Origin of the sequence: Flavobacterium gelidicaeli (assembly GCF_013294005.1) — a bacterium.
Lineage (GTDB): Bacteria > Bacteroidota > Bacteroidia > Flavobacteriales > Flavobacteriaceae > Flavobacterium.
Map to the genome: position 1 here is coordinate 209,836 of NZ_JABSNK010000004.1, position 21,190 is coordinate 231,025.

General features: G+C 33.1%; 16 protein-coding genes. 9 read left to right on the forward strand and 7 right to left on the reverse strand.

The genetic code is table 11. The features are described 5' to 3' along the window. Positions 1–74: 74 nt before the first annotated feature. On the reverse strand, positions 75–986 hold the full coding sequence (locus HNP99_RS07665; RefSeq protein WP_173852790.1) for a DUF6607 family protein: 912 nt from the start codon (positions 984–986) through the stop codon (positions 75–77). A gap of 108 nt (positions 987–1,094) precedes the next feature. Between HNP99_RS07665 and HNP99_RS07670 the strand changes: the two genes are divergently transcribed. From HNP99_RS07670 to HNP99_RS07695, 6 genes are all read left to right on the forward strand, one after another. Continuing rightward, positions 1,095–3,209: a TonB-dependent receptor plug domain-containing protein gene (locus tag HNP99_RS07670; RefSeq protein ID WP_173852791.1), complete on the forward strand. Its 2,115-nt coding sequence runs from the start codon at positions 1,095–1,097 to the stop codon at positions 3,207–3,209. A 16-nt stretch (positions 3,210–3,225) separates the two neighbouring features. Continuing rightward, a complete protein-coding gene (locus tag HNP99_RS07675; protein ID WP_173852792.1) occupies positions 3,226–4,308 on the forward strand; it encodes an HmuY family protein in 1,083 nt (360 codons plus the stop codon). A gap of 4 nt (positions 4,309–4,312) precedes the next feature. After that, entirely contained in the window at positions 4,313–4,777 is a 465-nt protein-coding gene (locus tag HNP99_RS07680; RefSeq protein ID WP_173852793.1) for a DoxX family membrane protein, read from the forward strand. A gap of 196 nt (positions 4,778–4,973) precedes the next feature. Then, positions 4,974–6,329 (forward strand): signal recognition particle protein, encoded by a 1,356-nt coding sequence (gene ffh / locus HNP99_RS07685; protein WP_173852794.1) that lies wholly within the window; start codon positions 4,974–4,976, stop codon positions 6,327–6,329. Between the two features lie 144 nt (positions 6,330–6,473). Then, entirely contained in the window at positions 6,474–7,358 is an 885-nt protein-coding gene (locus tag HNP99_RS07690; protein ID WP_173836869.1) for a bifunctional 5,10-methylenetetrahydrofolate dehydrogenase/5,10-methenyltetrahydrofolate cyclohydrolase, read from the forward strand. Positions 7,359–7,576: 218 nt separating this feature from the next. Then, complete coding sequence (locus HNP99_RS07695) at positions 7,577–8,503, forward strand: magnesium transporter CorA family protein (RefSeq protein ID WP_173852795.1); 927 nt, start codon at positions 7,577–7,579, stop codon at positions 8,501–8,503. Between the two features lie 118 nt (positions 8,504–8,621). Here the strand turns inward: HNP99_RS07695 and HNP99_RS07700 are convergent, their stop codons facing one another. The 5 genes from HNP99_RS07700 to HNP99_RS07720 form a co-directional block, all read right to left on the reverse strand. After that, positions 8,622–10,022, reverse strand: a complete 1,401-nt coding sequence (locus tag HNP99_RS07700) for a RagB/SusD family nutrient uptake outer membrane protein (protein WP_173852796.1) — start codon at positions 10,020–10,022, stop codon at positions 8,622–8,624. 3 nt (positions 10,023–10,025) lie between these two features. Next, the gene (locus HNP99_RS07705) at positions 10,026–13,094 is read right to left on the reverse strand and encodes a SusC/RagA family TonB-linked outer membrane protein (protein ID WP_173852797.1); all 3,069 of its coding nucleotides are present in this window, start codon (positions 13,092–13,094) and stop codon (positions 10,026–10,028) included. Between the two features lie 590 nt (positions 13,095–13,684). Next, positions 13,685–14,383 (reverse strand): lipoyl(octanoyl) transferase LipB, encoded by a 699-nt coding sequence (gene lipB / locus HNP99_RS07710; protein WP_173852798.1) that lies wholly within the window; start codon positions 14,381–14,383, stop codon positions 13,685–13,687. 1 nt (position 14,384) lies between these two features. Further along, the gene (locus tag HNP99_RS07715; protein WP_173852799.1) at positions 14,385–15,158 is read right to left on the reverse strand and encodes a hypothetical protein; all 774 of its coding nucleotides are present in this window, start codon (positions 15,156–15,158) and stop codon (positions 14,385–14,387) included. A gap of 53 nt (positions 15,159–15,211) precedes the next feature. Then, entirely contained in the window at positions 15,212–15,940 is a 729-nt protein-coding gene (locus HNP99_RS07720) for a hypothetical protein (protein ID WP_173852800.1), read from the reverse strand. A 290-nt stretch (positions 15,941–16,230) separates the two neighbouring features. On the opposite strand from HNP99_RS07720, the gene lysS reads away from it, so the two are divergent. From lysS to HNP99_RS07735, 3 genes are all read left to right on the forward strand, one after another. Next, on the forward strand, positions 16,231–17,934 hold the full coding sequence (gene lysS / locus HNP99_RS07725) for a lysine--tRNA ligase (RefSeq protein WP_173852801.1): 1,704 nt from the start codon (positions 16,231–16,233) through the stop codon (positions 17,932–17,934). Positions 17,935–18,282: 348 nt separating this feature from the next. Next, complete coding sequence (locus HNP99_RS07730) at positions 18,283–19,227, forward strand: hypothetical protein (protein WP_173852802.1); 945 nt, start codon at positions 18,283–18,285, stop codon at positions 19,225–19,227. A 248-nt stretch (positions 19,228–19,475) separates the two neighbouring features. Then, positions 19,476–19,991 carry a hypothetical protein gene (locus tag HNP99_RS07735; protein WP_173852803.1) on the forward strand — a complete coding sequence of 172 codons (516 nt, stop codon included), beginning with the start codon at positions 19,476–19,478 and terminating at the stop codon, positions 19,989–19,991. Positions 19,992–20,089: 98 nt separating this feature from the next. Here the strand turns inward: HNP99_RS07735 and HNP99_RS07740 are convergent, their stop codons facing one another. Further along, positions 20,090–21,115, reverse strand: coding sequence for a 2-hydroxyacid dehydrogenase (locus HNP99_RS07740; protein WP_173852804.1), 1,026 nt, complete (start codon positions 21,113–21,115; stop codon positions 20,090–20,092). Positions 21,116–21,190: the final 75 nt, after the last annotated feature.

The following is a 21,190-nucleotide window of genomic DNA, read 5'->3' on the forward strand; positions in this document are numbered from 1 at the left end:
TGATAATAATATATAAAAACACCCGATAATTACAAAATTATCGGGTGTTTTAGTAACTAACTCAGTTGTAATGATTATTTATCTGCAATAAAACTGTCAATGATGGCATCAGTTTCTCCTTTAGTAGCGGTAGGTTTTAAATCAAATAAATGGGCGTAAAGGGGTTTGTTAGAAACTTTTTTCTCTAAGGTAAGATCTTTGTTTTCTGCAAAAACAGTTTGCCATTTAGTTCTAACATTCTTCCATAAATCGTTATTCTCTTTCCACCAGTTTTGCGCCGCAATACATTTAGCATCTGTTACTTTTGTATACGTATCAATCCCTTTTTCTTGAGCTAGTACTACATCTTTTCCATTTTCATTACGTACTATTTTATCATTATCTTGTTCGTGTAACCATCCCGTAGCTGTAATTTCATGAATGTTTCTTCTTTTTAAGATGTTGTAATCATCACGTTTAGTATATTCTCTTCTTGGTAACGGCGCATCGGTAGTATTCTTCCAATAATCTTTACCGTCAATATGAACCCAACTTGCGGTTCCTTCATATCTTGGACTATCGTCTACTTGAAATACTTTTTGAGTCCATTGTCCTTTTACTTGCTCTTTTGGTAATTTTATGTATTTCCAATTGTTCTCTTTATTGTAGCTGTATAAATCTGTATTCTGGAACAACCAATCTTGCCTCCAGTGTTTTATAATCATGTCATCACTTACAATTAATAGGTGCTGTAGCATTAACTTGTTTGGTGTTTCCTCGACTAATTCTACCCATTCTAAACCATAATCGTGCTTAGTTTTTGAGGGTTTATAATTGGCAGTATCTTTTGAATATTGGAAGATTTCTGCAAAATTAAATTTCACCTCATAACAACCACACATAGCTTTTATTGATTGGATGTCTTTTTGTTTTTTATCATTTTGACTGTGACTTATTAAACAGTTTAAAGAGATGGTTGCTGCAAGGAGTAGCTTTTTAGTAATCATAATTTTTAGAATTATTTAATTAAATTTTTTTACAAATATATTATATTTATTTAGAATAAATAAAAATAATATATACATTTGCGGTCTTATTAAGATTAAATAAAAATAATGAAATTAAAAATAACTTTATTTGTGACTCTCTTTTTATATGGAACAACTTTCGGTCAAGTCAGGGATAGTATCTCGTCAATAGAGAAATTATCTGAGGTCGTAGTTACTGGTCAATTTGAACCACAATCAATAAAAAAGGCAGTTTTTAATGTTCGTGTTATTTCAAAAGAAGACATCAAGCAATTAGCGGCAACTAATTTATCAGATGTTTTAAATCAGTATTTAAACATTACCGTAACACCAAGCGGAACTGATGGACGATCTACTGTTTCATTATTTGGTTTAGATGCGCAATATTTTAAAATTTTGATTGATAATGTACCTCTTGTAAGCGAGGCCGGTTTAGGAAATAATACTGATTTATCACAAATAAATTTGAATGATGTGGAGCAAATAGAGATTGTCGAGGGTTCAATGGGAGTTGCCTATGGGGCAAATGCAGTAAGCGGTGTATTGAATATTATAACCAAGAAATCAGCAATTAACAAATGGAATATATCTGCAGCTGTTCAGGAAGAAACTGTAGGGAATGAATTTGCTTTATTTGATAAAGGCAGGCACATACAATCATTAAGTATAAATCATTCTATTGATAAATATTGGTTTGCAAGTGCTGCACTTAATCGGAATGATTTTCAGGGATTTTTAGACAATAAAAAAGGTAAAGATTATTCTGAGACTGATTTTAACCGTGGATACAGTTGGCTTCCTAAAGAACAATTGAATGGAACAGCACTTGTTGCATATAAAAAAGATGCTTTCAGAATTTTTTACAAATTTGAATTTTTAGACGAAACAGTAGCGTATTACAATAGCACCGTACAATCAGGATACAATGCTCAATTGGGATCCTATCGGTATACGAATGATAAAAGGTATATGACAAATAGGTATTTTCATAATGTGAATGCTACAGGGAAAATATTTTCTAAATTGAATTATAACGTGTCACTCTCTCATCAAAAACAACAAAGAGAAGTTGCTGATTTTAAGTATTATTTATTTTCTCAAACGGAAGCGGATAATAGTAGTATTAAAGATCAATCCATGGAAGTATTGTATTCTACGGGAACATTAAGTAATATTTTCAATAGTAAAATTATTGATCTACAATTAGGTTATGAAATAGTTAATAACAATGGCTTTTCACTGATACAAGAAGCAAATAATAGCATTGTTCCTATTCGAAAAAGACTAAATAATTATGATTTCTTTGTCTCTTCAGAGATCAATATTTTTGAAAAAATGGCTATACGACCAGGTATCCGAATATCATCTCAATCACAATTTGAAAATCAATATGCATCTTCATTAGGATTGCGCTATTCTTTTGAAAAAGGAATTGATTTTCGAATGTCATACGGGAAATCATTTCGCACACCTACTTTTAACGAGCTTTATTCCAAACAAATTTTTGACGGTCATTTCTTTACAGGTAACGAGAGTCTAGTTCCTGAGCAAAGTACTTCTTATGAAACGAGTCTTAAGAAAACTACTAATTTGTATTCAGGTGTGCAACTTTCAAATACAGTAACTGCTAGTTTTTTAAATGTTAAGGATCGAATTGATATGGCATTAATTGGCTTTAATGAAGACACTGGCAATCCCATGTACCAATACATTAATATCAGTACGTATAAAATGTGGAATGTTTCAACGATGAATCAGTTTAAAAAAGGAAGTTTCAATTTTAATGTAGGCGCTTCTTTTATTGGGATCTCACAGGAAATAGACAATCAAGTTTATAGTTCAGATGATCGTTTTTTATATTCATTTAATATCAATAGTAGCCTTTCTTACACAATTCCAAAATGGGAAACTACAGTAGCGACATATTATAAATATAACGGAAAAACGCAACAGTTTATAGAAGGTAATTCAACGTACGTGGTGTCTGAAATTGATGACAGCAACTGGTTGGACGCCTCTATTCAAAAAAGTTTTTTCAATGAAAAAATAGTCACCATCATAGGATCTAGAAATTTATTTAATGTTGGTAATGTTAATCAGTCAGGTGCAAATTTAGCAGCTGGTCATGCAACATCCTCTAATGTAATGCTTGCTTATGGGCGCTCTTATTTTATCAAATTTACGTATAACCTTAATTTTTAATATATATTTTAATACTATGAAAAAGACAATTTTTTCTTTGACATTCGCCTTATTAACACTTGCTTCGTGCTCAAATAATGAAGCAGACCCTATCGAGATAGCTACCGTTGGGGAGACTTTACAACCCAATGTGGGCGGTCCTAACGAACCCAATCAAGTTTATTTAGATTTAAGCACAGCAAAAATGGATGTTGTTGATAGAGCATCATGGGATTTCGGGTTTTCAAGCGGTTCTGATTTTAGAGTAGTCATTAATGGTGCCCTTAAAATGGCCGTAAAACAACTAGCTACTTCAGATATTAGTTTGCCACAAGAAATAAACAGTGCAGTAACAGTAGGGGCAGGAACTACCGCTTCTTCAAACGGATATGTAGACAACCCGACAGGAGTTTTACAAGGAGATGGAGCAGGACTTGGAACTGCTATTGCTGAAATTTCAGCTACAGAAGCTGACAATAAAGTGTATTTAGTTAATCTAGGATACGCAGTTTCAACAGAAACTCCAGTTGTAGGTTCTGTTAGTGTTGATGGGATTGCAAGAGGTTGGAAAAAAGTTAGAATTTTAAGAAACGGTACAGGTTATAAAATTCAGTATGCAGATTTAACAGCTACAACTTTTGAAGAAAAAATAATTGCTAAAGATGCGAATTTCAATTTTTCATTTTTTAGTTTAATTACTGAAAAAAATGTTGCAGTTGAGCCATTAAAAACAAAATGGGATTTGAACTTTACCATTTTTACAAATTATGTGAACTTTGGTTCAGAAGTGACTTATGGTTATTCTGATTTTATTGTTTCAAATACCAATGGAGGTACAAAAGTGTACCAAGTGCTAGAAGCTGATGGGGGATCTTATTTGGCTTTCGCCAAAGCAAATGTAGTTGAAGATAATTTTGTTTTTTCAAGTACTGATCAAAGAGTAATTGGTTCTAGTTGGAGGAGCGGTGGCGGACCGGGAACTTTACCAAGTATTAAAACAGATCGTTTTTATGTGGTAAAAGATGCTGCTGATAATTATTATAAAATAAAATTTCTAAGCATGACCAATGATGCTGGAGAAAGAGGAAATCCTATTTTAGAATATGCAATTTTAAATTAAAATTATGAAAAAGATACTACCTGTACTTAAAGTACTATTTAGCCTGATATTAGGAGGGATGATGATTTTTGGAGGAATCAAGAAATTTGATAAACCAGCTCCATCACCTACCGAAATTATTGAGACTGTAAAGAAAGGAGAAGAAGTAGCTCCTAATACCGAGATCCTAAAGATTAAAAATTACGTTTTCGGGATGAAACAAACTAATTACTTCTGGGAATTTTTAGGTTTTGTAGAAATCCTAGCTGGGGTATTATTAATAAGTCAGTTTTTCTCTTTATTGGGGGCAATAGTGGCGTTACCTGTAACCATTAATATATTCTTATTTCATTTGTTTCTAGAACCTAATGAAATTGGAGAGTTATTCCAGATGTTAGGATTGTTAATCATAAACTTAGCAATAATAGGCTTTAGTTATAAATTATGGAAACCTATTTTGATTAATAGGAACATATTACGATTGAGTTAGTTTCAGTGTTTTTTATTTTTATTTTTGAAAAGGTTAGATTCGTCTAGCCTTTTTTTGGTTTGGATAGTCAGTCAATTATTATTTAAGCTTGTTTTTAAGAGAATTTAAGTGGGTAAAACTTTGTTTCTTTGCTACTTTGACTCTTTGTACCTACAGAAGTTTGTATTATATTTGCAATTCCTAAAACAACAATTACATGTTCGATAATTTAAGCGATAAACTAGATAAAGCCTTTCATATATTAAAAGGGCACGGAAAAATAACTGAAGTAAACGTAGCCGAAACTTTGAAAGAAGTACGTCGCGCCTTACTTGACGCCGATGTGAATTTTAAAATTGCCAAAGATTTTACTACAAGAGTGAAAGAAAAAGCAATTGGACAAGACGTATTGACTACTTTGCAACCGGGGCAATTGTTAGTGAAGCTTGTAAAAGATGAATTAACAGAGTTGATGGGTGGTGATGTTGCGGGAATTAACCTTTCTGGTACACCTACTGTTATCTTGATGTCGGGTTTACAAGGATCAGGTAAGACAACTTTTTCTGGGAAATTAGCTAATTACCTTCAGACAAAAAAAGCTAAGAAACCACTTTTAGTTGCTTGTGATATTTATCGTCCGGCGGCTATCCAGCAGTTATACGTTGTAGGAGATTCTATAGGTGTTGAAGTTTATTCAGAACCAGAGAATAAAAATCCAGTTGAAATTGCTCAAAATGCAATCAAACACGCAAAAGCAAACGGTTTTAATGTTGTTATTGTCGATACCGCAGGTCGTTTAGCAGTAGATAAACAAATGATGGACGAGATTGCACTCGTTCACAAAGCAATACAACCACAAGAAACTTTATTTGTTGTGGATGCTATGACAGGTCAGGACGCGGTAAATACAGCAAAAGCGTTCAACGATATTTTGAATTTTGATGGAGTAATCTTGACTAAATTAGATGGAGATACACGTGGTGGAGCAGCGCTTTCGATCAAAACTGTAGTTAATAAACCAATTAAATTCGTAGGTACGGGTGAAAAAATGGATGCAATTGATGTATTCTATCCTGTACGTATGGCTGAACGTATCCTGGGAATGGGAGATGTGGTGTCTTTAGTTGAAAGAGCACAAGAGCAATTTGACGAAGACGAGGCAAGAAAGATTCAAAAGAAAATTGCTAAAAACGAATTTGGTTTTGATGATTTCTTATCACAAATTCAACAAGTGAAAAAAATGGGTAATATGAAAGACTTGGTCGGAATGATACCAGGTGCTTCTAAAGCCATGAAAGATGTAGAAATAGAAGATGATGCTTTCAAACACATTGAAGCAATTATCCACTCGATGACTCCCACAGAAAGAAGCAAGCCTTCGCTTATTGATGTGAAAAGGAAAGCGAGAATTTCAAAAGGTTCTGGGACAAAAATCGAGCAAGTTAATCAGTTGATGAAACAGTTTGAGCAAATGAGCAAAATGATGAAAATGATGCAAGGTCCGGGAGGAAAAAATTTAATGAAAATGATGGGCGGAATGAAAGGCGGTATGCCTGGAGGAATGCCAAAATAATATTTTAAGGTTTAAGATTCTGTACGGAATTTTAAACCTTAAATTTTTGCTACAAATTACAACAACTACTATTCGGTTTTACAATTTTTAGGTACTTATGAGGGAGGACTTTTAAATTTCTAAAATTTTAAACTACATTAAAAAATGCAACTACTAGACGGAAAAAAAACTGCAGAAGACATCAAAGGCGAAATTGCTATTGAGGTACAAAAAATGATTAAAAACGGGGAAAAAGTGCCTCATCTTGCCGCAGTTATTGTGGGGAATGATGGCGCAAGTTTAACTTACGTAGGAAGTAAAGTGAAGGCCTGCGAAAGAGTAGGGTTTGAATCTACTTTAGTAAAAATGCCTAGCACAACATCTGAAACAGAATTGCTTAAAAAAATTAAGGAATTAAACGAAGATGATAATATCGATGGATTCATTGTTCAATTGCCTTTACCTGTTCAAATTGATGAGCAAAAGGTATTGATGGCAGTTGATCCAAGCAAAGATGTTGATGGTTTTCACCCAGAGAACTTTGGGAAAATGGCCTTAGATATGAGTACATTTATTCCTGCAACACCTTTTGGAATTTTAGAATTATTAGAACGTTATGGTGTAGAAACTCAAGGAAAGCACACTGTTGTTATAGGGCGTAGCCATATTGTAGGACGACCAATGAGTATCTTAATGGGTAGAAAGGGTTTTCCTGGAAACTCTACAGTGACATTAACACATAGTTATACAAAGAATATTGCTCAAATTACCACACAAGCAGACATCATCATCACAGCGTTAGGGGTTCCTAATTATCTTAAAGCAGAAATGGTTAAAGATGGTGCTGTCGTAATTGATGTGGGTATTACACGTGTAAGTGATGATACAAATGCAAAAGGATATGTTATTACTGGTGATGTTGACTTTGAAAATGTAAGTAAAAAAGCGAGTTTTATCACACCAGTTCCTGGAGGTGTAGGACCAATGACCATTGCGATGTTAATGAAAAATACTTTATTAGCTAGAGAAATGAAAATGGCTAAATTATAAGAAATACCTAAACCTACTCAAACGAGTAGGTTTTTTTTTTGGTATTAAATAAAACATAAAAAACCAACAGTACAGAGTTGGCCTTAGAAATAAACAATACTTTTGTGCCACTTAAAAAAAGAGACTTACCTAATGGACGATTATTATTCGGAAATGTTTAACTAAATGTGGCCCTTGATCAATTTCAAGAGGCTATACTAATACTATAGAATTTTGAAATGAGAGCTTTTTACAAAAACAACAATGGATTAATTGAGGTGGCTGACTGGTTTCCTAACAGCTGGATAAATATTGAGTGTCCATCTCCTGATGAAAAACGATATTTACTGGAAGAACTACAAATTCCAGAAGCTTTTTACAACGATATTGAAGACATAGACGAAAGACCACGTATTGAGGTTGAAAACGGCTGGACGCTTATTATTATGCGTATACCAGTGAAAAGTAATGATATAAAATTACCTTTTCATACCATTCCAGTAGGCGTGGTTTTTAAAGGAGAGGTATGCGTGACAATTAGCTTTTATAAAACGGAAATGCTCACTGACTTTGTCGCTTATACTAAGAGAAAAAACATTGATTTAAAAGATAATTTTGATTTGGTTCTACGTCTTTTATTATCCTCTAGCGTCTGGTACTTGAAATATTTAAAATTAGTCAACCAGAAGATTAGGCTAGCCGAAGACAACTTAGAGAAATCCATAAAAAATCAAGAATTACAAGCTTTACTGCAAATTGAGAAATGCTTGGTATTTTTTATGACTTCTTTAAAAGGGAATGATATTTTACTACACCGCATAAAAAATATAAAATCACAGAGAGAAACGTACGATTCTGATTTATTAGAAGATGTCGAAATCGAATTGCGACAAGCACAAGAAACTACTAATATTTATAGTGATATTTTGACAGGAACCATGGATGCTTACGCGTCTGTGATTTCTAATAATATGAATAACATAATGAAGCAGATGACGTCGATTTCGATCATACTAATGATTCCTACAGTTATCGCTAGTTTTTACGGTATGAACGTTCCTAATGCTTTACAAGATAATCCTATGGGTTTATGGATTCTGGTGTTGATTTCGATTTTGTTATCTGCTGTGGGTGTGTTTCTTTTTAAGAGAAGAAGATGGTTTTAAAAGGTGGAACTTTAGCTTTGTTTTCGAAAAATAAAAAATAAAAATTAATATAAAATAAAAGAGAGGATATATTGCTATATCCTCTCTTTGTATTTAAAACAGAAACTACTTTTTTAAATTAGTATCCTGCATTTTGTTTTGTGTTTGCATTAGCATTAGTTTCCACTAATGGAATAGGGAAAGCATATTTATAACTTCCGTAAAGAATTGCCCCTTTGTCATCATAGGTTTGCTTTAACGCATCAACAATAGGCATGTTTTGCTTTGTTCTAGCGATATCATCAAATCTAAACCCTTCAAAAGCTAACTCTTTGCGACGCTCATTTAAAATGTCATTACGAGTCACTGTAGTGTAAGCAGCAGCACCTCTATTAGTAGCAATTGAGTTGATCGAAGTTAAAACGGTTGCATCTGCATTGTTAATCATGAAAGAAGCTTCAGCATTAACTAATACCATTTCTTCAAAACGAATTAAAGGAACATTTGATTCGAAAGCGATAAATTTACCCACGTTTCTTAATCTGTTTTTGCCATCAATAGCTAACATTGCTGTAGTTCCTCTAACGTCAGTTTTACTGAAAAGATTCTTGAAGTTGTCTAAAACAACAATGTCTCCGTAAGTAGTCGATGCGTAGATGTTGTACAACCCATCGATAGAATTGTTATCGTTATCTCTAAATGCCAATTCAAAAATAGTGTTGATAGGCTTAGGGATAGTGTAGGTATTTACAAACTCACTAGCTTGTGCAATACGTTTACCGTTTATTGTTGCTTGCTTCATTGCATCGCTTGATGCTTGTTTAGCAATTGCCCAATCCTCAAAATACAATGCTACTCTCGCTTTAAGACCATTTACAGCTGGTGTTGTCACCGTTTCTGTAGAGTCATCTAGTTCTGCATCCATCAAAGTTAAGGCTTTGTCTAAATCAGTATAGATGAAGTTTTTAACTTCTCCTACCGTATTTCTAGCCGGACTTAAATTAGCGCTTTTAAACTCAGTAATGTACGCAACACCATCAGCAGATAATCCGCCACCGTTTACGTTTTGCTGACCATATAAGCGAAGTAAATCATAATGAGCTAAAGCTCTTAACATTAAAGCTTGCCCTTTGTAATAGTTGATTTGAGCAGTTTCCTCCGCATTTGCTCCTGTAATAGTTGTGTTAATTACAAGATTAGTACTTGATACTACGGCATATATTTGAGTAAAAGTATCTCTAGCGTAGCCGTCAGAGTTTACCATATCCATAGATCCTGGAGTTACAAAACGTCCAGAGTTTCCAGTTGAAAAGGCATTATCAGAGCGTACGTCACCAAAGACTAACATGTCACGACCATAGTAAAACTCACTAGTCATTCTATTGTAAGCTCCAGAAAGTACTAATCTCAAGTCGTTAGCAGATTTAATTGTTGTTACCTCTTTATTAACTGTCAATGTTGGGTCTAAATCTGAATCATCGCATGAAGCTACTGTAAGCAGTAGGGACAATGCTAATATGCTTTTTGTTATTATTTTCATTTCTTAAAATTTAAAGTTCATTGCAAAAGTTACTGATTTAACAGGAGGAGTAGACAAACGAGTAAAACCGTCAGCTCTTACCTCTGGGTCATATTTAAGACGACCATCTTTAACAAAAGTGAACAAGTTAGTTCCTCTTACAGATAATGTTAATCCATCTAAACTAATTTTTTCTAATACCTCTTTGTTGAAAGAGTAACCAAGAGTTAAATCTTTAATTCTGATATAATCTCCGTCATATAAAAAACGTGTAGAAGTAGCAGCAGAGTTATTTCCTGTAGATGTTAGATCCATTTTAGGAACATCAGTGATGTCTCCAGGATTTTGCCATCTGTTTAATAAAGCTTCAACTCCATTGTAGTTTACTGTAGTTCTTGTTCCAGAACTTTGTGTGTAAGAAGCCCAGTCTTCAAAAACTTTGTTTCCACCTGCAAAGTATACACTTGCGTCAAAAAACACTCCTTTGAAATCTAAATGCGTACTAACTCCACCTGTGTAAGTAGGTAATGATTTACCTTGAATAGCAATTTGAGCCTCGTTATAGTTGCTTGTAGTTGCGCCATCTTTACCATTTACAAACCATAGTGGGTTACCGTTTGCTGAATCTACACCAGCCCATTTTCTCATATTCCAAGTTCCAACAGCTTCACCTACTTTAGTGATTTTTGTTCCTGTAGCGATATTAATATCGTTTCCGGCTGGATCTTTTGCAAGTTTAGTTACTTCGTTGTCATTGAAAGCGTAGTTTGTAGATACGTTCCAATTGAAGTCTTTAGATTGAATCACGTTGAAAGTTAAATCAGCTTCAACTCCTTTGTTCACAATTTCACCTACATTAGAAGATACTGTTGTAAAACCACTTGTTCTAGATAAAGGAACGTCTTGCAATAAGTCAGATGTTTTTTTATTGTATACACCTAAACTACCAGAAATACGGTTGTTTAATATAGCAAAATCAACTCCTAAGTCGATTGTTCTGTTTTTCTCCCACTGTAAGTCTAAGTTACCGTATGTAGAAGGATAGATCGTAGGGTCTCCAGCATAATTTGTATTGTATGCAAGCAATGTTTGGTATTGATTCAAGTCAATAGCGTTGTTTCCAGAAGAACCTACAGAACCTCTTAGTTTTAATTCGCTAAAGATTCCGTCATTCATGAACTCCTCTTTGTTGATGTTCCAAGCAGTACCAACAGACCAGAAATCACCAAAACGTTTTCCTGGAGCAAAACGAGAAGATCCCTCTTTTCTATAGGTAAAGTCAAGTACATATTTACCGTTGTAGTTGTAGTTAAGTAACGCTAAGTAAGAAACGTTTAACCAGTCGTCATAGCTTCCGTTTACACTAATGTTTCTAACCACGTTGTCAACATATTGTAATCCTTCCGAAGCAAAATTTTCTCCGTAAGCGCCTAATTGACTAAAGGTATTTTTTTGGTATTCGAATAATGCCGTTGCGTCAAAACTATGTAATTTATATCTATAGTTATAGTTCAAAGAGTTTTGAGCTACTAAATTTAAGTTACGAGATACCGTTTGTTGTGCATCACCATTTACGTTTGCTCCATCACCATGAATTGGATTATCATATTGGTGAAATGTTGCTAAGTTGTAATCAATTCCAAAAACTGACTTGTATTTAAATCTATCTGAAATTCTCCATTCTAATGTATTGTTAGAGATAATTCTAGCTAGATCATTTTCGATTAAATTGTTTTTAACAACATACAGTGTATTTGGCACCCCTGTATAGTCTTGAATATCGGTAATGTTTAATGAACCATCAGCATTGTATGGGTTAGCCCATGGAGTCATGAAATAGCGCGCTAAATGTGGGTTAGAAAAGAATCCACCACCTTCAAGTACACCATTTTGTTTTGAGTCTGCAAAACTATTATTTGTCGAAAATTTCACGTTTTCAGTTAATTTTCTTGACATACCAATCTTAGCTGTAAGACGTCTAAACTCTGATCCAATTACGGTACCTTCTGTCTTGTTGTATCCTAACGACACGTTGAAAGTTGATTTTTCGTCACCACCACTAGCAGAGATATCATAAGATCTTAAAATAGCGTCTTTGTTTTGTAACAATTCAGGCCAGTTTCCTTCTTTACCATCCCAATACTGTAATCCAGCAAAGTTATTGTCAATATTTAATCCTTGAGCAGTACCTAATAAAAATGTTTCAGCATTTGCTCTTGTAAAACCGTTATCTGCACCATAAGTATTGTATACAGCGTCAAGATATAGTTCTTTTCTTTGTTCTCCTGTTAAAGGAGTTTGCCCTTTAACGGCATTGTTTTGGAAACCAATAGACGTATTCAAGTTGAATACTGTTTTTCCTGATTTTCCTTTTTTAGTTGTAATAATGATTACACCATTAGATCCTCTAGCTCCATATGCTGAAGTTGCAGAAGCATCTTTAAGTACTGTCATGCTTTCAATATCGCTACTCGCGATAGACGCAAGCGGAGATAATGTAGATACGTTATCACTAGCTGCAAAAGCATCGTTAATAACGGGTACACCATCAATCACATATAAAGGTTGGTTACTTGCAGATACAGAACCCACACCTCTAATACGGATATCTTGTACAGATCCCGGTGTTCCAGATGATTGCGAAATTTGTAAACCAGCAACCTTACCTTGTAAAGCTTGATCTACAGAAACTACTGGAACTCCTTTTAAGATATCTCCAGATATTTGTTTCACACTTCCTGTTACTTCGTTTTTACCTCTGGATACATATCCTAATATTACTACTTCTTCTAGAACTTTACCTTCCTCTTTCATTTTTACATTGATAGTTGAAGAAGTTCCTACAGTAGCAGTGAAATCTTGCATTCCAACAAATGAAAATACAATTACATCACCTGGTTTTGCTTTAATAACATAACCACCGTCAAAGTCTGTTTGTGCACTTTTTTTTGTTCCTTTTACGAGTACATTAACTCCAGGTATAGACCCTATAGCATCCGAAACAACACCCTTAATTGTTTGCTCTTGTGCAAAAGCAAACTGAATAGATAACGCCATCAAAAGCGCATAAATCCATTTGAATTTTAATCTCATTATTCTGATTTTTGAATTAATTTGAATACAAAAATCACAATAAAACGTTGAATTTTACTCCCCAGGTAGGTGTTAAAAAATGAAGTTTAACATTCGTGTAAATATTAAACGTTAAAAAGGTTAAAAAAGAATTTAAAAATTATTTTTTTATAATAAAACTGAATTAAAATGAAATTATGTTTTTAGCAAAAGCCTTGTATTTGCACTTGCTGACGAGGTTTTAATGTTAAGTTATTGTTAACTAACTTATATTATTAAGTTATGAAATAGTCGTTACCTGTTAAATTATAATATTAAATTAAGAGTTTTAAACTGATTTTTTAATCCTATTTTAAGCATAATAATATTATGTAATACAGGATTTAAAGTTTTTATTTACCAATACAATTTATACAGTAGTCCAATTATCAATTCAAACGGATTGTAGAACAAGTATTGTATTTAAACAGTTCTTGATTTGATATAAATTAGGTTGGTCTTTATTGTAGTAATTTTAGAAATTATTTAGTTGAAATTTAAGATTTTCACAAAAAAAAATAGATTGAAACGTTTCCGTCGCAATCTATTTTTTTAGTTTATAATCTATCTTATTATATAAATTCGCTTTCAAAAAGTTTAGAGAAATGATTTCTGATTTTCATTTTTATTTCTTCTTCGTCTACTTTTTCGATACCTAACTCTACGTTTAATGAGGTTACTGCTTTTCCGCGAATTCCGCAGGGTATGATATTGTCAAAATAACCTAAGTCAGCATTTACATTCAAAGCAAAACCGTGCATAGTAACCCAGCGTGAAGCACGAACACCTAGAGCACATATTTTTCTAGCAAATGGTGTTCCTACGCCTAACCAGACACCTGTTTCACCTTCGCTACGACCGCATTCTAATCCATATTCTTGCAAGGTTAAAATAATTGACTCTTCAAGGAAACGCAGGTATTTATGAATATCAGTAAAGAAGTTCTCTAAATCTAAAATAGGATACCCTACAATTTGTCCTGGTCCGTGATAGGTAATATCTCCTCCACGGTTTATTTTATGAAAAGTAGCTCCTTTTTCAGCTAGTTGCTTTTCAGATAAAAGTAAGTTACTTAAATCGCCGCTTTTTCCTAAAGTGTATACATGTGGATGTTCTACAAAAAGAAAGTAATTAGGAGTTTCTAGTTCTAGTTCTTCTCTGCGGTTTCTTATTTTGATATCTACAATACCTTTAAATAATTCTTCTTGGTATTCCCAAGTTGCTTGGTAATCTTTATTTCCAAGATCCTGAAGCTGTATTTTTTTATTCATTTTATTCAAATTCTACTTTAAAGCTTAAATCCATGTTTTCTTGTAAGTTTTCCATTGGAATATCCAAAACAAAACTTTTTTTATCCTCTGCTATCGTTGCACCATCTAAAGAAAGTGATTTTATTTTTTTAGGGAAGTGGTATTCTATAGTGTATTTGCATTGTTTAAATAAATCATCTAATTTTTTAGACAAATCATCCTCTGGTTCTTCGTCTTTATTTTTTTTAGGTTTTACTTTTTCTTTGTTTTTAGATTTTTTAAGTTCTTTATTTAAAGTTACAGTTTTAATAAAATACTTTCCGTCGTAACTAAAGCTACTATTACTCTTTTCTTTTTCTGCTGAGACTTTTTTTGAAGCTGTTTTTTTATCAGTCAATGCTAATAAAGAAGCTGCTTTAGTGGGTGAAACCATATTAGACAAACTATCTGTTACAGGGAAATCAAAGGCCATATCATAGCTAAATTCCTTATCGATTTCATCGATTTTCATTCTGATTCGAAAATTCTCTAACAATTTGAATTGTGCTTGCTCAACATCCGATAATTGAGCAATACTGTCTTTCATTGGAGCAAGGAGTTCTTTAAAAGTAAAAGTAGAATCCATTACTTTAGGGACTTTAGTAGAGTCAGTAGATTTACCCATTTTCATTAAAGCAGAAACATCAAATCCATAAGAAAACGTACCTGATCCGTCTTCATTTAAGACCATTTTCTCTTTAATTGTACAACTTGTAAAAACAAAAATTAATAGTAATAGAGGATAGAATTTCTTCATCTTTTTTTACAAAGATACAAACTCTAGTTGAAACGATTGGTTGGTTCTTTGGATTACTCTAAGGTTACTTCAAGATTTGTACTTGTGGGATTTTCCAGGAAATCAATTATTTTTAGATTTAATTCTAATGATTTCTTATCAGCACTAATAACGGCATTGGGATTTGAAACGGTTTTTATTTTTCGAGGAAAATGATACTTTATAATGTAACTCTGAACTAAATTAAAGTTGGCTAACTGTTTTTTGAAGTTCTGTAATTTTTCTTTTTCGGTTTTATAAATTGCTTCGTCAGTAATAGTTACAATTCGGTTGAACGTATTGTCTTTTAATGTAAAACGAATGTTGTAATAATGTTCTTCGGCAGTTAAAGCATAATTATGGATAATATCATCAACATAGTGTTCTGTTTTAGTCAAATCGGCAATGTCCTCGACATTACTAAATTCTTGTGTAATAGTATTTCTGAATTCTTTATCAAAAGCACTTTTCTTGATGTGTACTTTTACATTTTTGAACCTATTAAAAAGCTCTTGTTCTTGTGGTGTATATTTAACAAAATTGGCATTATATTTATCTATATAGCCCTGAAAAACATAGGTAGTATCTTTAAAAACTGTTTCTTTAGAGTACTCTTCTTTTGCAATTTGCATATAACTATTTTCGTTTCTGTGACTGTCGTACTCAATTGTTCCTGAATTATCGGGATTGATATGTACCGTTTCAGTTATCTCACAACTTGTGAACAAGGATAGTGCAAATAATAAAAGGAAAATTTTTCTCATGTTTTAAGTTTGTTTTTTAAGGTTTAAATATACAAGACTTTTATAATGCTTGTTGTTTTTTAACAAAATATTCTTACAGATAGCAGTTCGTTCAGGCCTAGCCCCGATTGTATGCGGTATCCCGCGCCTTTTTTTGGCGTGGATAAAGCGGAAAGCGGGAGAGATTGCTATTGAAAACGGAATAGTTGTGCTCCTGTAATGCTACTTTATCGATACATTATTTTAGCAATTGTTCACTTTGTTATTTTAACACATAAAGACTATCTTTGCGCTCTTAAAATTAGAGTAAAATGGCATTATCAGAACAAGAAATCATCCGTAGAGAAAAACTACAGTCCTTACGTAATTTGGGTATTAACCCTTATCCAGCAAATCTTTTCCCTGTAAATCATACTTCGAAACAGATAAAAGAAAGCTTTGAAGAAGGTAAGAAGGTTATTGTAGCCGGACGTTTGATGAGTGTGCGTGATCAAGGAAAAGCTTGTTTTGCTGAGCTTCAAGATAGCGAAGGCCGTATTCAATTGTATGTGAATCGCGATGTACTTTGTGAAGGTGATGATAAAACGTTGTACAACCAAGTATTTAAAAAATTAACCGATTTAGGTGATTTTATAGGTATCGAAGGGGAATTATTTACTACAAAAGTAGGTGCGCAATGTATACGTGTAGATCAATTTACTTTTTTAAGTAAAACATTACGTCCGTTGCCTTTACCAAAGGTAGATGAAGACGGAAAAGTGCACGATGCTTTTAATGATGCTGAATTGCGTTATAGAATGCGTTATGTGGATTTAACGGTAAACCAAAACGTAAAAGAGACTTTTATTAAGAGAACAAAATTGTTCAACGCCATGCGTGGTTTCTTTAACGATGCAGGATATCTAGAGGTTGAAACTCCGGTTTTACAATCGATTCCTGGTGGTGCTGCGGCAAGACCATTTATTACACACCACAACTCGCTAGATATGCCATTGTACATGCGTATCGCTAATGAGTTGTACTTAAAAAGATTAATTGTAGGTGGCTTTGACGGAGTCTATGAGTTCTCTAAAAACTTCAGAAATGAAGGAATGGATAGAACGCACAATCCTGAGTTTACTGCCATGGAAATATATGTAGCCTACAAAGACTACAACTGGATGATGGAATTCACTGAAAACTTATTAGAACATTGCGCTGTGAGTGTTAATGGGACTAGTGAAGCGATTTTTGGTGAGAATAAAATCAACTTTAAAGCACCTTATGCTCGTGTAACGATGACTGATTCTATCAAGCATTTTACAGGATTTGATATCTCTGGTAAAACAGAAGCAGAGCTTTTTGAAGCTGCAAAAGGAATGGGTATCGAAGTAGATGCTACAATGGGTAAAGGAAAATTGATTGATGAGATTTTTGGAGCAAAATGTGAAGGAAATTATATTCAACCAACATTTATTACTGATTATCCTAAGGAAATGTCGCCACTTTGTAAAGAGCACCGTGACAATCCGGAGTTAACAGAGCGTTTTGAATTAATGGTTTGTGGTAAAGAGGTTGCCAATGCATACTCTGAATTAAATGACCCAATTGATCAAAGAGCACGTTTTGAAGATCAAATGCGTTTGGCTGAAAAAGGAGATGATGAAGCAACGGGAATTATTGATGAAGATTTCTTAAGAGCATTAGAATACGGGATGCCACCTACCTCTGGATTAGGAATAGGAATGGACCGTTTAATGATGTTCTTGACAAACAATGCCTCTATTCAAGAAGTATTGTTCTTCCCGCAAATGAGACCGGAGAAAAAACAAATCACAGTAGAACTAGAAGCAGACGAGAAAACAATTGTGGCTATTTTACAAGCGAATGAGAACCAAATGGATTTTGGTTTACTGAAAATAAAATCAGAATTAAGCGGTAAAAAATGGGACAAAGCCATGAAGAATTTATCAGCTCTTGGAATGACAGAAGTTGTTGTTGAAGGCGATGTGAAGGCTTGTAGATTGAAAGGATAAAAATTAAATTATAGTATTGAGCAACCCTCAAAAAGTTTTAAACTTTTTGAGGGTTTTTTATTTTAGAGTAATTTTTTATAAAGACTAAATAGGTGTTTATTTCGAAAAGCAACAGAAATGGTTGATTGTATTTTAAAAATAAATAGGATCTTTTTGTAGTAAAAAAAGTATATTAGTTCAAGATTTGGCGAATTTTAGAAAAATTATACATTTTACGAAATGAAAAAAACTATACTTATTACTATTTTACTGTTGATAGTGCTTTATTCCTGTGAAAAAAAAGGACCCAAAAAAGTATTTCTCGACAAAACTTCAAAGCAAGTCATAGCTAAGAGTACAAACGACTTCGTGGCAGTAGATGACGACAACAATAGTTTAACTACATTGTTCAGCGTTCAGAATGACGATAAGTCCGAAGAGATTCGAATTTCAGCCTATCAATCAAGTGAATATGATAAGTTTCTTCTTGTTGCCGATACCAATTATGTCCTTATTTCTAAATACTTAAAAAGGAATGAAAAATTTATTCTTTCTAAAAAAGACACTTTGCTTACCAACGAATATACTTATGCTCACATAGATTCTGCCAGCTTAAGTAAAAAGAAAATTGGAAATAAAGACTATGTATCCCTAGTTATAAAACAAGAATATAAAGGGACAGCCGTTACTGAAAGGAATGTGATTTTTTATATGGTTTCTTTAGAAAATTTTAAAGTGTATACTCTTGTATGTAGTGGTTCCGGCACTGTAAGAGCAACGCATTGTGACGACTGTATAGATGGAGAGTTATCTTCAAATAAAGAATTAGATGCTAAACCAGAAATAAAAAAATCTCTATACGAGGTAGCTAATAATAGTAAATTTATATACCATCCTTCAAAAAAAGAATTGGATATTTCCTATTATAAAAATTACGACTCAAAATGGTATATTGACAATAAAACAGACAATGATCTGGCTAATGGCTATTCGGGCATTAATGATACTATATATAGCACTTATTATAAAGAAAATATTTTTGACTTTACAGGTGATCTAGATGGTCGAGAAACTATCGAAAATGAGTATTATAAAATAGTCAATTTTTCTCGTAACAATGTTTTAGGATTTGATAAACGCAAACAATTGTACTTTCCTATTCATATAGAAAGCTGTGCGACAGGATGTAATAAAATAGTAACTTTTGTATCTGACCAAGAAATAAAGATTTTATTTGATGAAGACTCCGAAAAAGAGTATTCGATAGTAAATCTGGAACAAATAAACTTTTTAAATCCAAACCTCGTAAGGTAATCCATAATGAAATAAGCAATTGTTGTATCTGTTTGGAAGGGCAAACACAATTTCAATGTATAAAAAGGTGAAAACTTAAAAAATTCAATTCAATATTTTTGGAAAGGAACTTCAATAAGATGTTCCTTTTTTTTTGCTTAAAAAATTATTCAACATTTCCTTGTACCTATTTTCTTTCGTTAAATAAGTCCTAAAATTCTTATTTAATTAATTTAAACTGCTATTTTTGAGATACTAAAACAAAAATCATGAAAAAAATTATTTTATCGGCGGTTGCGCTATTTGCTTTTGTATTTGCCAGTGCTCAAGCTACTGAGGGTCAAGTTTCAAAAGGAAAATGGCTTGTAGAAGTTAATACTGGTTTTGGTTCTAATGTAGGATCAACAGCATTGTATTTTAATTCATCTGATGGCGTGACTTCGTACAACATTGGTGCCGAAGGTGGTTATTTTATCAAAGATAACTTAGCTTTAAAGTTAGGTTTGGGTTATGGCGAAGTAGACGGTCAAGGAGACCCTATTGCTTATAAAATTGGTGCAAAGTACTATCTGAAAAAAATGATCCCAATCGAACTTTCTTATAATGGAGTAGGTTTTGGAGATGCAGATGCAAATCCAACGTATTTAGGTTTACAAGCAGGTTACGCATGGTTTATAGGTAAAAATGTAAGTATTGAGCCAGGATTACGATATAATAAAGCAATTAATGATCAATATTACGATGATAAATTCCAATTGAATGTTGGTTTTGCATTACATTTTTAATAGTAGAACTATTTAAAAAAAAATCGGTTTGAAATTTTTAAACCGATTTTTTTTTAGATTACTTATAGTGTTTGATTTACTGTTGAACTTTTTAAAGCTTAAGCTAAAAAAGCCATTTTGTTTTCTAATTCATTATTGCGCAATAGGGTTTCTATATTTCCTAAAGTTGTCAGAGCAATTTGTGTCAATGCTTCTTTAGTAAAAAAAGCTTGGTGTGCTGTTACAAGAACATTTGGAAAACTCATCAATCGCTGAATTTCATCATCCTGAATAATATCATCTGAGAGGTCTTTGAAAAATAGTTTTTCCTCTTGTTCGTAGACATCAATACCTAAATAACCTACTTTTCCTTTTTTTAAGGCTTCGATCACATCCGAAGTTTGAATTAATCCGCCACGACTGGTATTAATTATCATGATATTTTCTTTCATTAGGGAGAGAGAATTTTCATTAATAAGGTGTTTTGTTTTTTCGTTCAACGGGCAATGTAATGAAATAATATCAGCTTCTTGAAAGAGGGAGTTGAGGTTGGTGAAGATAACACCGTCTTTTTCCATTTCTGGATCAACAACCACATCAAACGCTAAGACCTTGCAGCCAAAACCTTTTGCGATTTTAGCAAATGCTTTTCCAATATTTCCTGTTCCTATTATACCAATGGTTTTACCGTGCAAATCAAAACCTAACAATCCGTTTAAAGAAAAATTTTGCTCTCGAACTCTGTTGTAAGCTTTGTGAGTTTTTCTATTTAAAGTCAAAATCATTGCCATAGCATGTTCAGCGACGGCCTCAGGAGAATAGGAGGGAACGCGACAAACGTGAATTCCGAGCTTCTTAGCAGCATCTAAATCTACGTTGTTAAATCCGGCACAGCGTAAAGCAATTATTTGTACTTTTTTATTGGCCAATGATTCAATGACTTGAGCGTTGACAATATCATTTACAAAAACACAAACAACGGTTTCGTCTTGAATTAACTCAACAGTTAGCGCATTTAATTGTGATTCAAAAAAATGTAATGAAAACCCAAAATCAGCATTACGATTTTCGAAAAATGTTTTGTCGTACGACTGTGTAGAAAAGAAAGCAATCTTTGTTTTTTTAGCTAATGTAGAGGGTCGCATAGTCTGTAGTTGAAAATAGGTTGCGTAAATTTACACAATTCAGCATTAGGCTAGAATTATATTTTAAAAACGACT

Excerpts from the sequence above, each read along its gene's own strand:
- HNP99_RS07665 (WP_173852790.1), bottom strand. The coding sequence starts at position 986 with ATGATTACTAAAAAGCTACTCCTTGCAGCAACCATCTCTTTAAACTGT.
- HNP99_RS07670 (WP_173852791.1), top strand. The coding sequence starts at position 1,095 with ATGAAATTAAAAATAACTTTATTTGTGACTCTCTTTTTATATGGAACA.
- HNP99_RS07675 (WP_173852792.1), top strand. The coding sequence starts at position 3,226 with ATGAAAAAGACAATTTTTTCTTTGACATTCGCCTTATTAACACTTGCT.
- HNP99_RS07680 (WP_173852793.1), top strand. The coding sequence starts at position 4,313 with ATGAAAAAGATACTACCTGTACTTAAAGTACTATTTAGCCTGATATTA.
- ffh (WP_173852794.1), top strand. The coding sequence starts at position 4,974 with ATGTTCGATAATTTAAGCGATAAACTAGATAAAGCCTTTCATATATTA.
- HNP99_RS07690 (WP_173836869.1), top strand. The coding sequence starts at position 6,474 with ATGCAACTACTAGACGGAAAAAAAACTGCAGAAGACATCAAAGGCGAA.
- HNP99_RS07695 (WP_173852795.1), top strand. The coding sequence starts at position 7,577 with ATGAGAGCTTTTTACAAAAACAACAATGGATTAATTGAGGTGGCTGAC.
- HNP99_RS07700 (WP_173852796.1), bottom strand. The coding sequence starts at position 10,022 with ATGAAAATAATAACAAAAAGCATATTAGCATTGTCCCTACTGCTTACA.
- HNP99_RS07705 (WP_173852797.1), bottom strand. The coding sequence starts at position 13,094 with ATGAGATTAAAATTCAAATGGATTTATGCGCTTTTGATGGCGTTATCT.
- lipB (WP_173852798.1), bottom strand. The coding sequence starts at position 14,383 with ATGAATAAAAAAATACAGCTTCAGGATCTTGGAAATAAAGATTACCAA.
- HNP99_RS07715 (WP_173852799.1), bottom strand. The coding sequence starts at position 15,158 with ATGAAGAAATTCTATCCTCTATTACTATTAATTTTTGTTTTTACAAGT.
- HNP99_RS07720 (WP_173852800.1), bottom strand. The coding sequence starts at position 15,940 with ATGAGAAAAATTTTCCTTTTATTATTTGCACTATCCTTGTTCACAAGT.
- lysS (WP_173852801.1), top strand. The coding sequence starts at position 16,231 with ATGGCATTATCAGAACAAGAAATCATCCGTAGAGAAAAACTACAGTCC.
- HNP99_RS07735 (WP_173852803.1), top strand. The coding sequence starts at position 19,476 with ATGAAAAAAATTATTTTATCGGCGGTTGCGCTATTTGCTTTTGTATTT.
- HNP99_RS07740 (WP_173852804.1), bottom strand. The coding sequence starts at position 21,115 with ATGCGACCCTCTACATTAGCTAAAAAAACAAAGATTGCTTTCTTTTCT.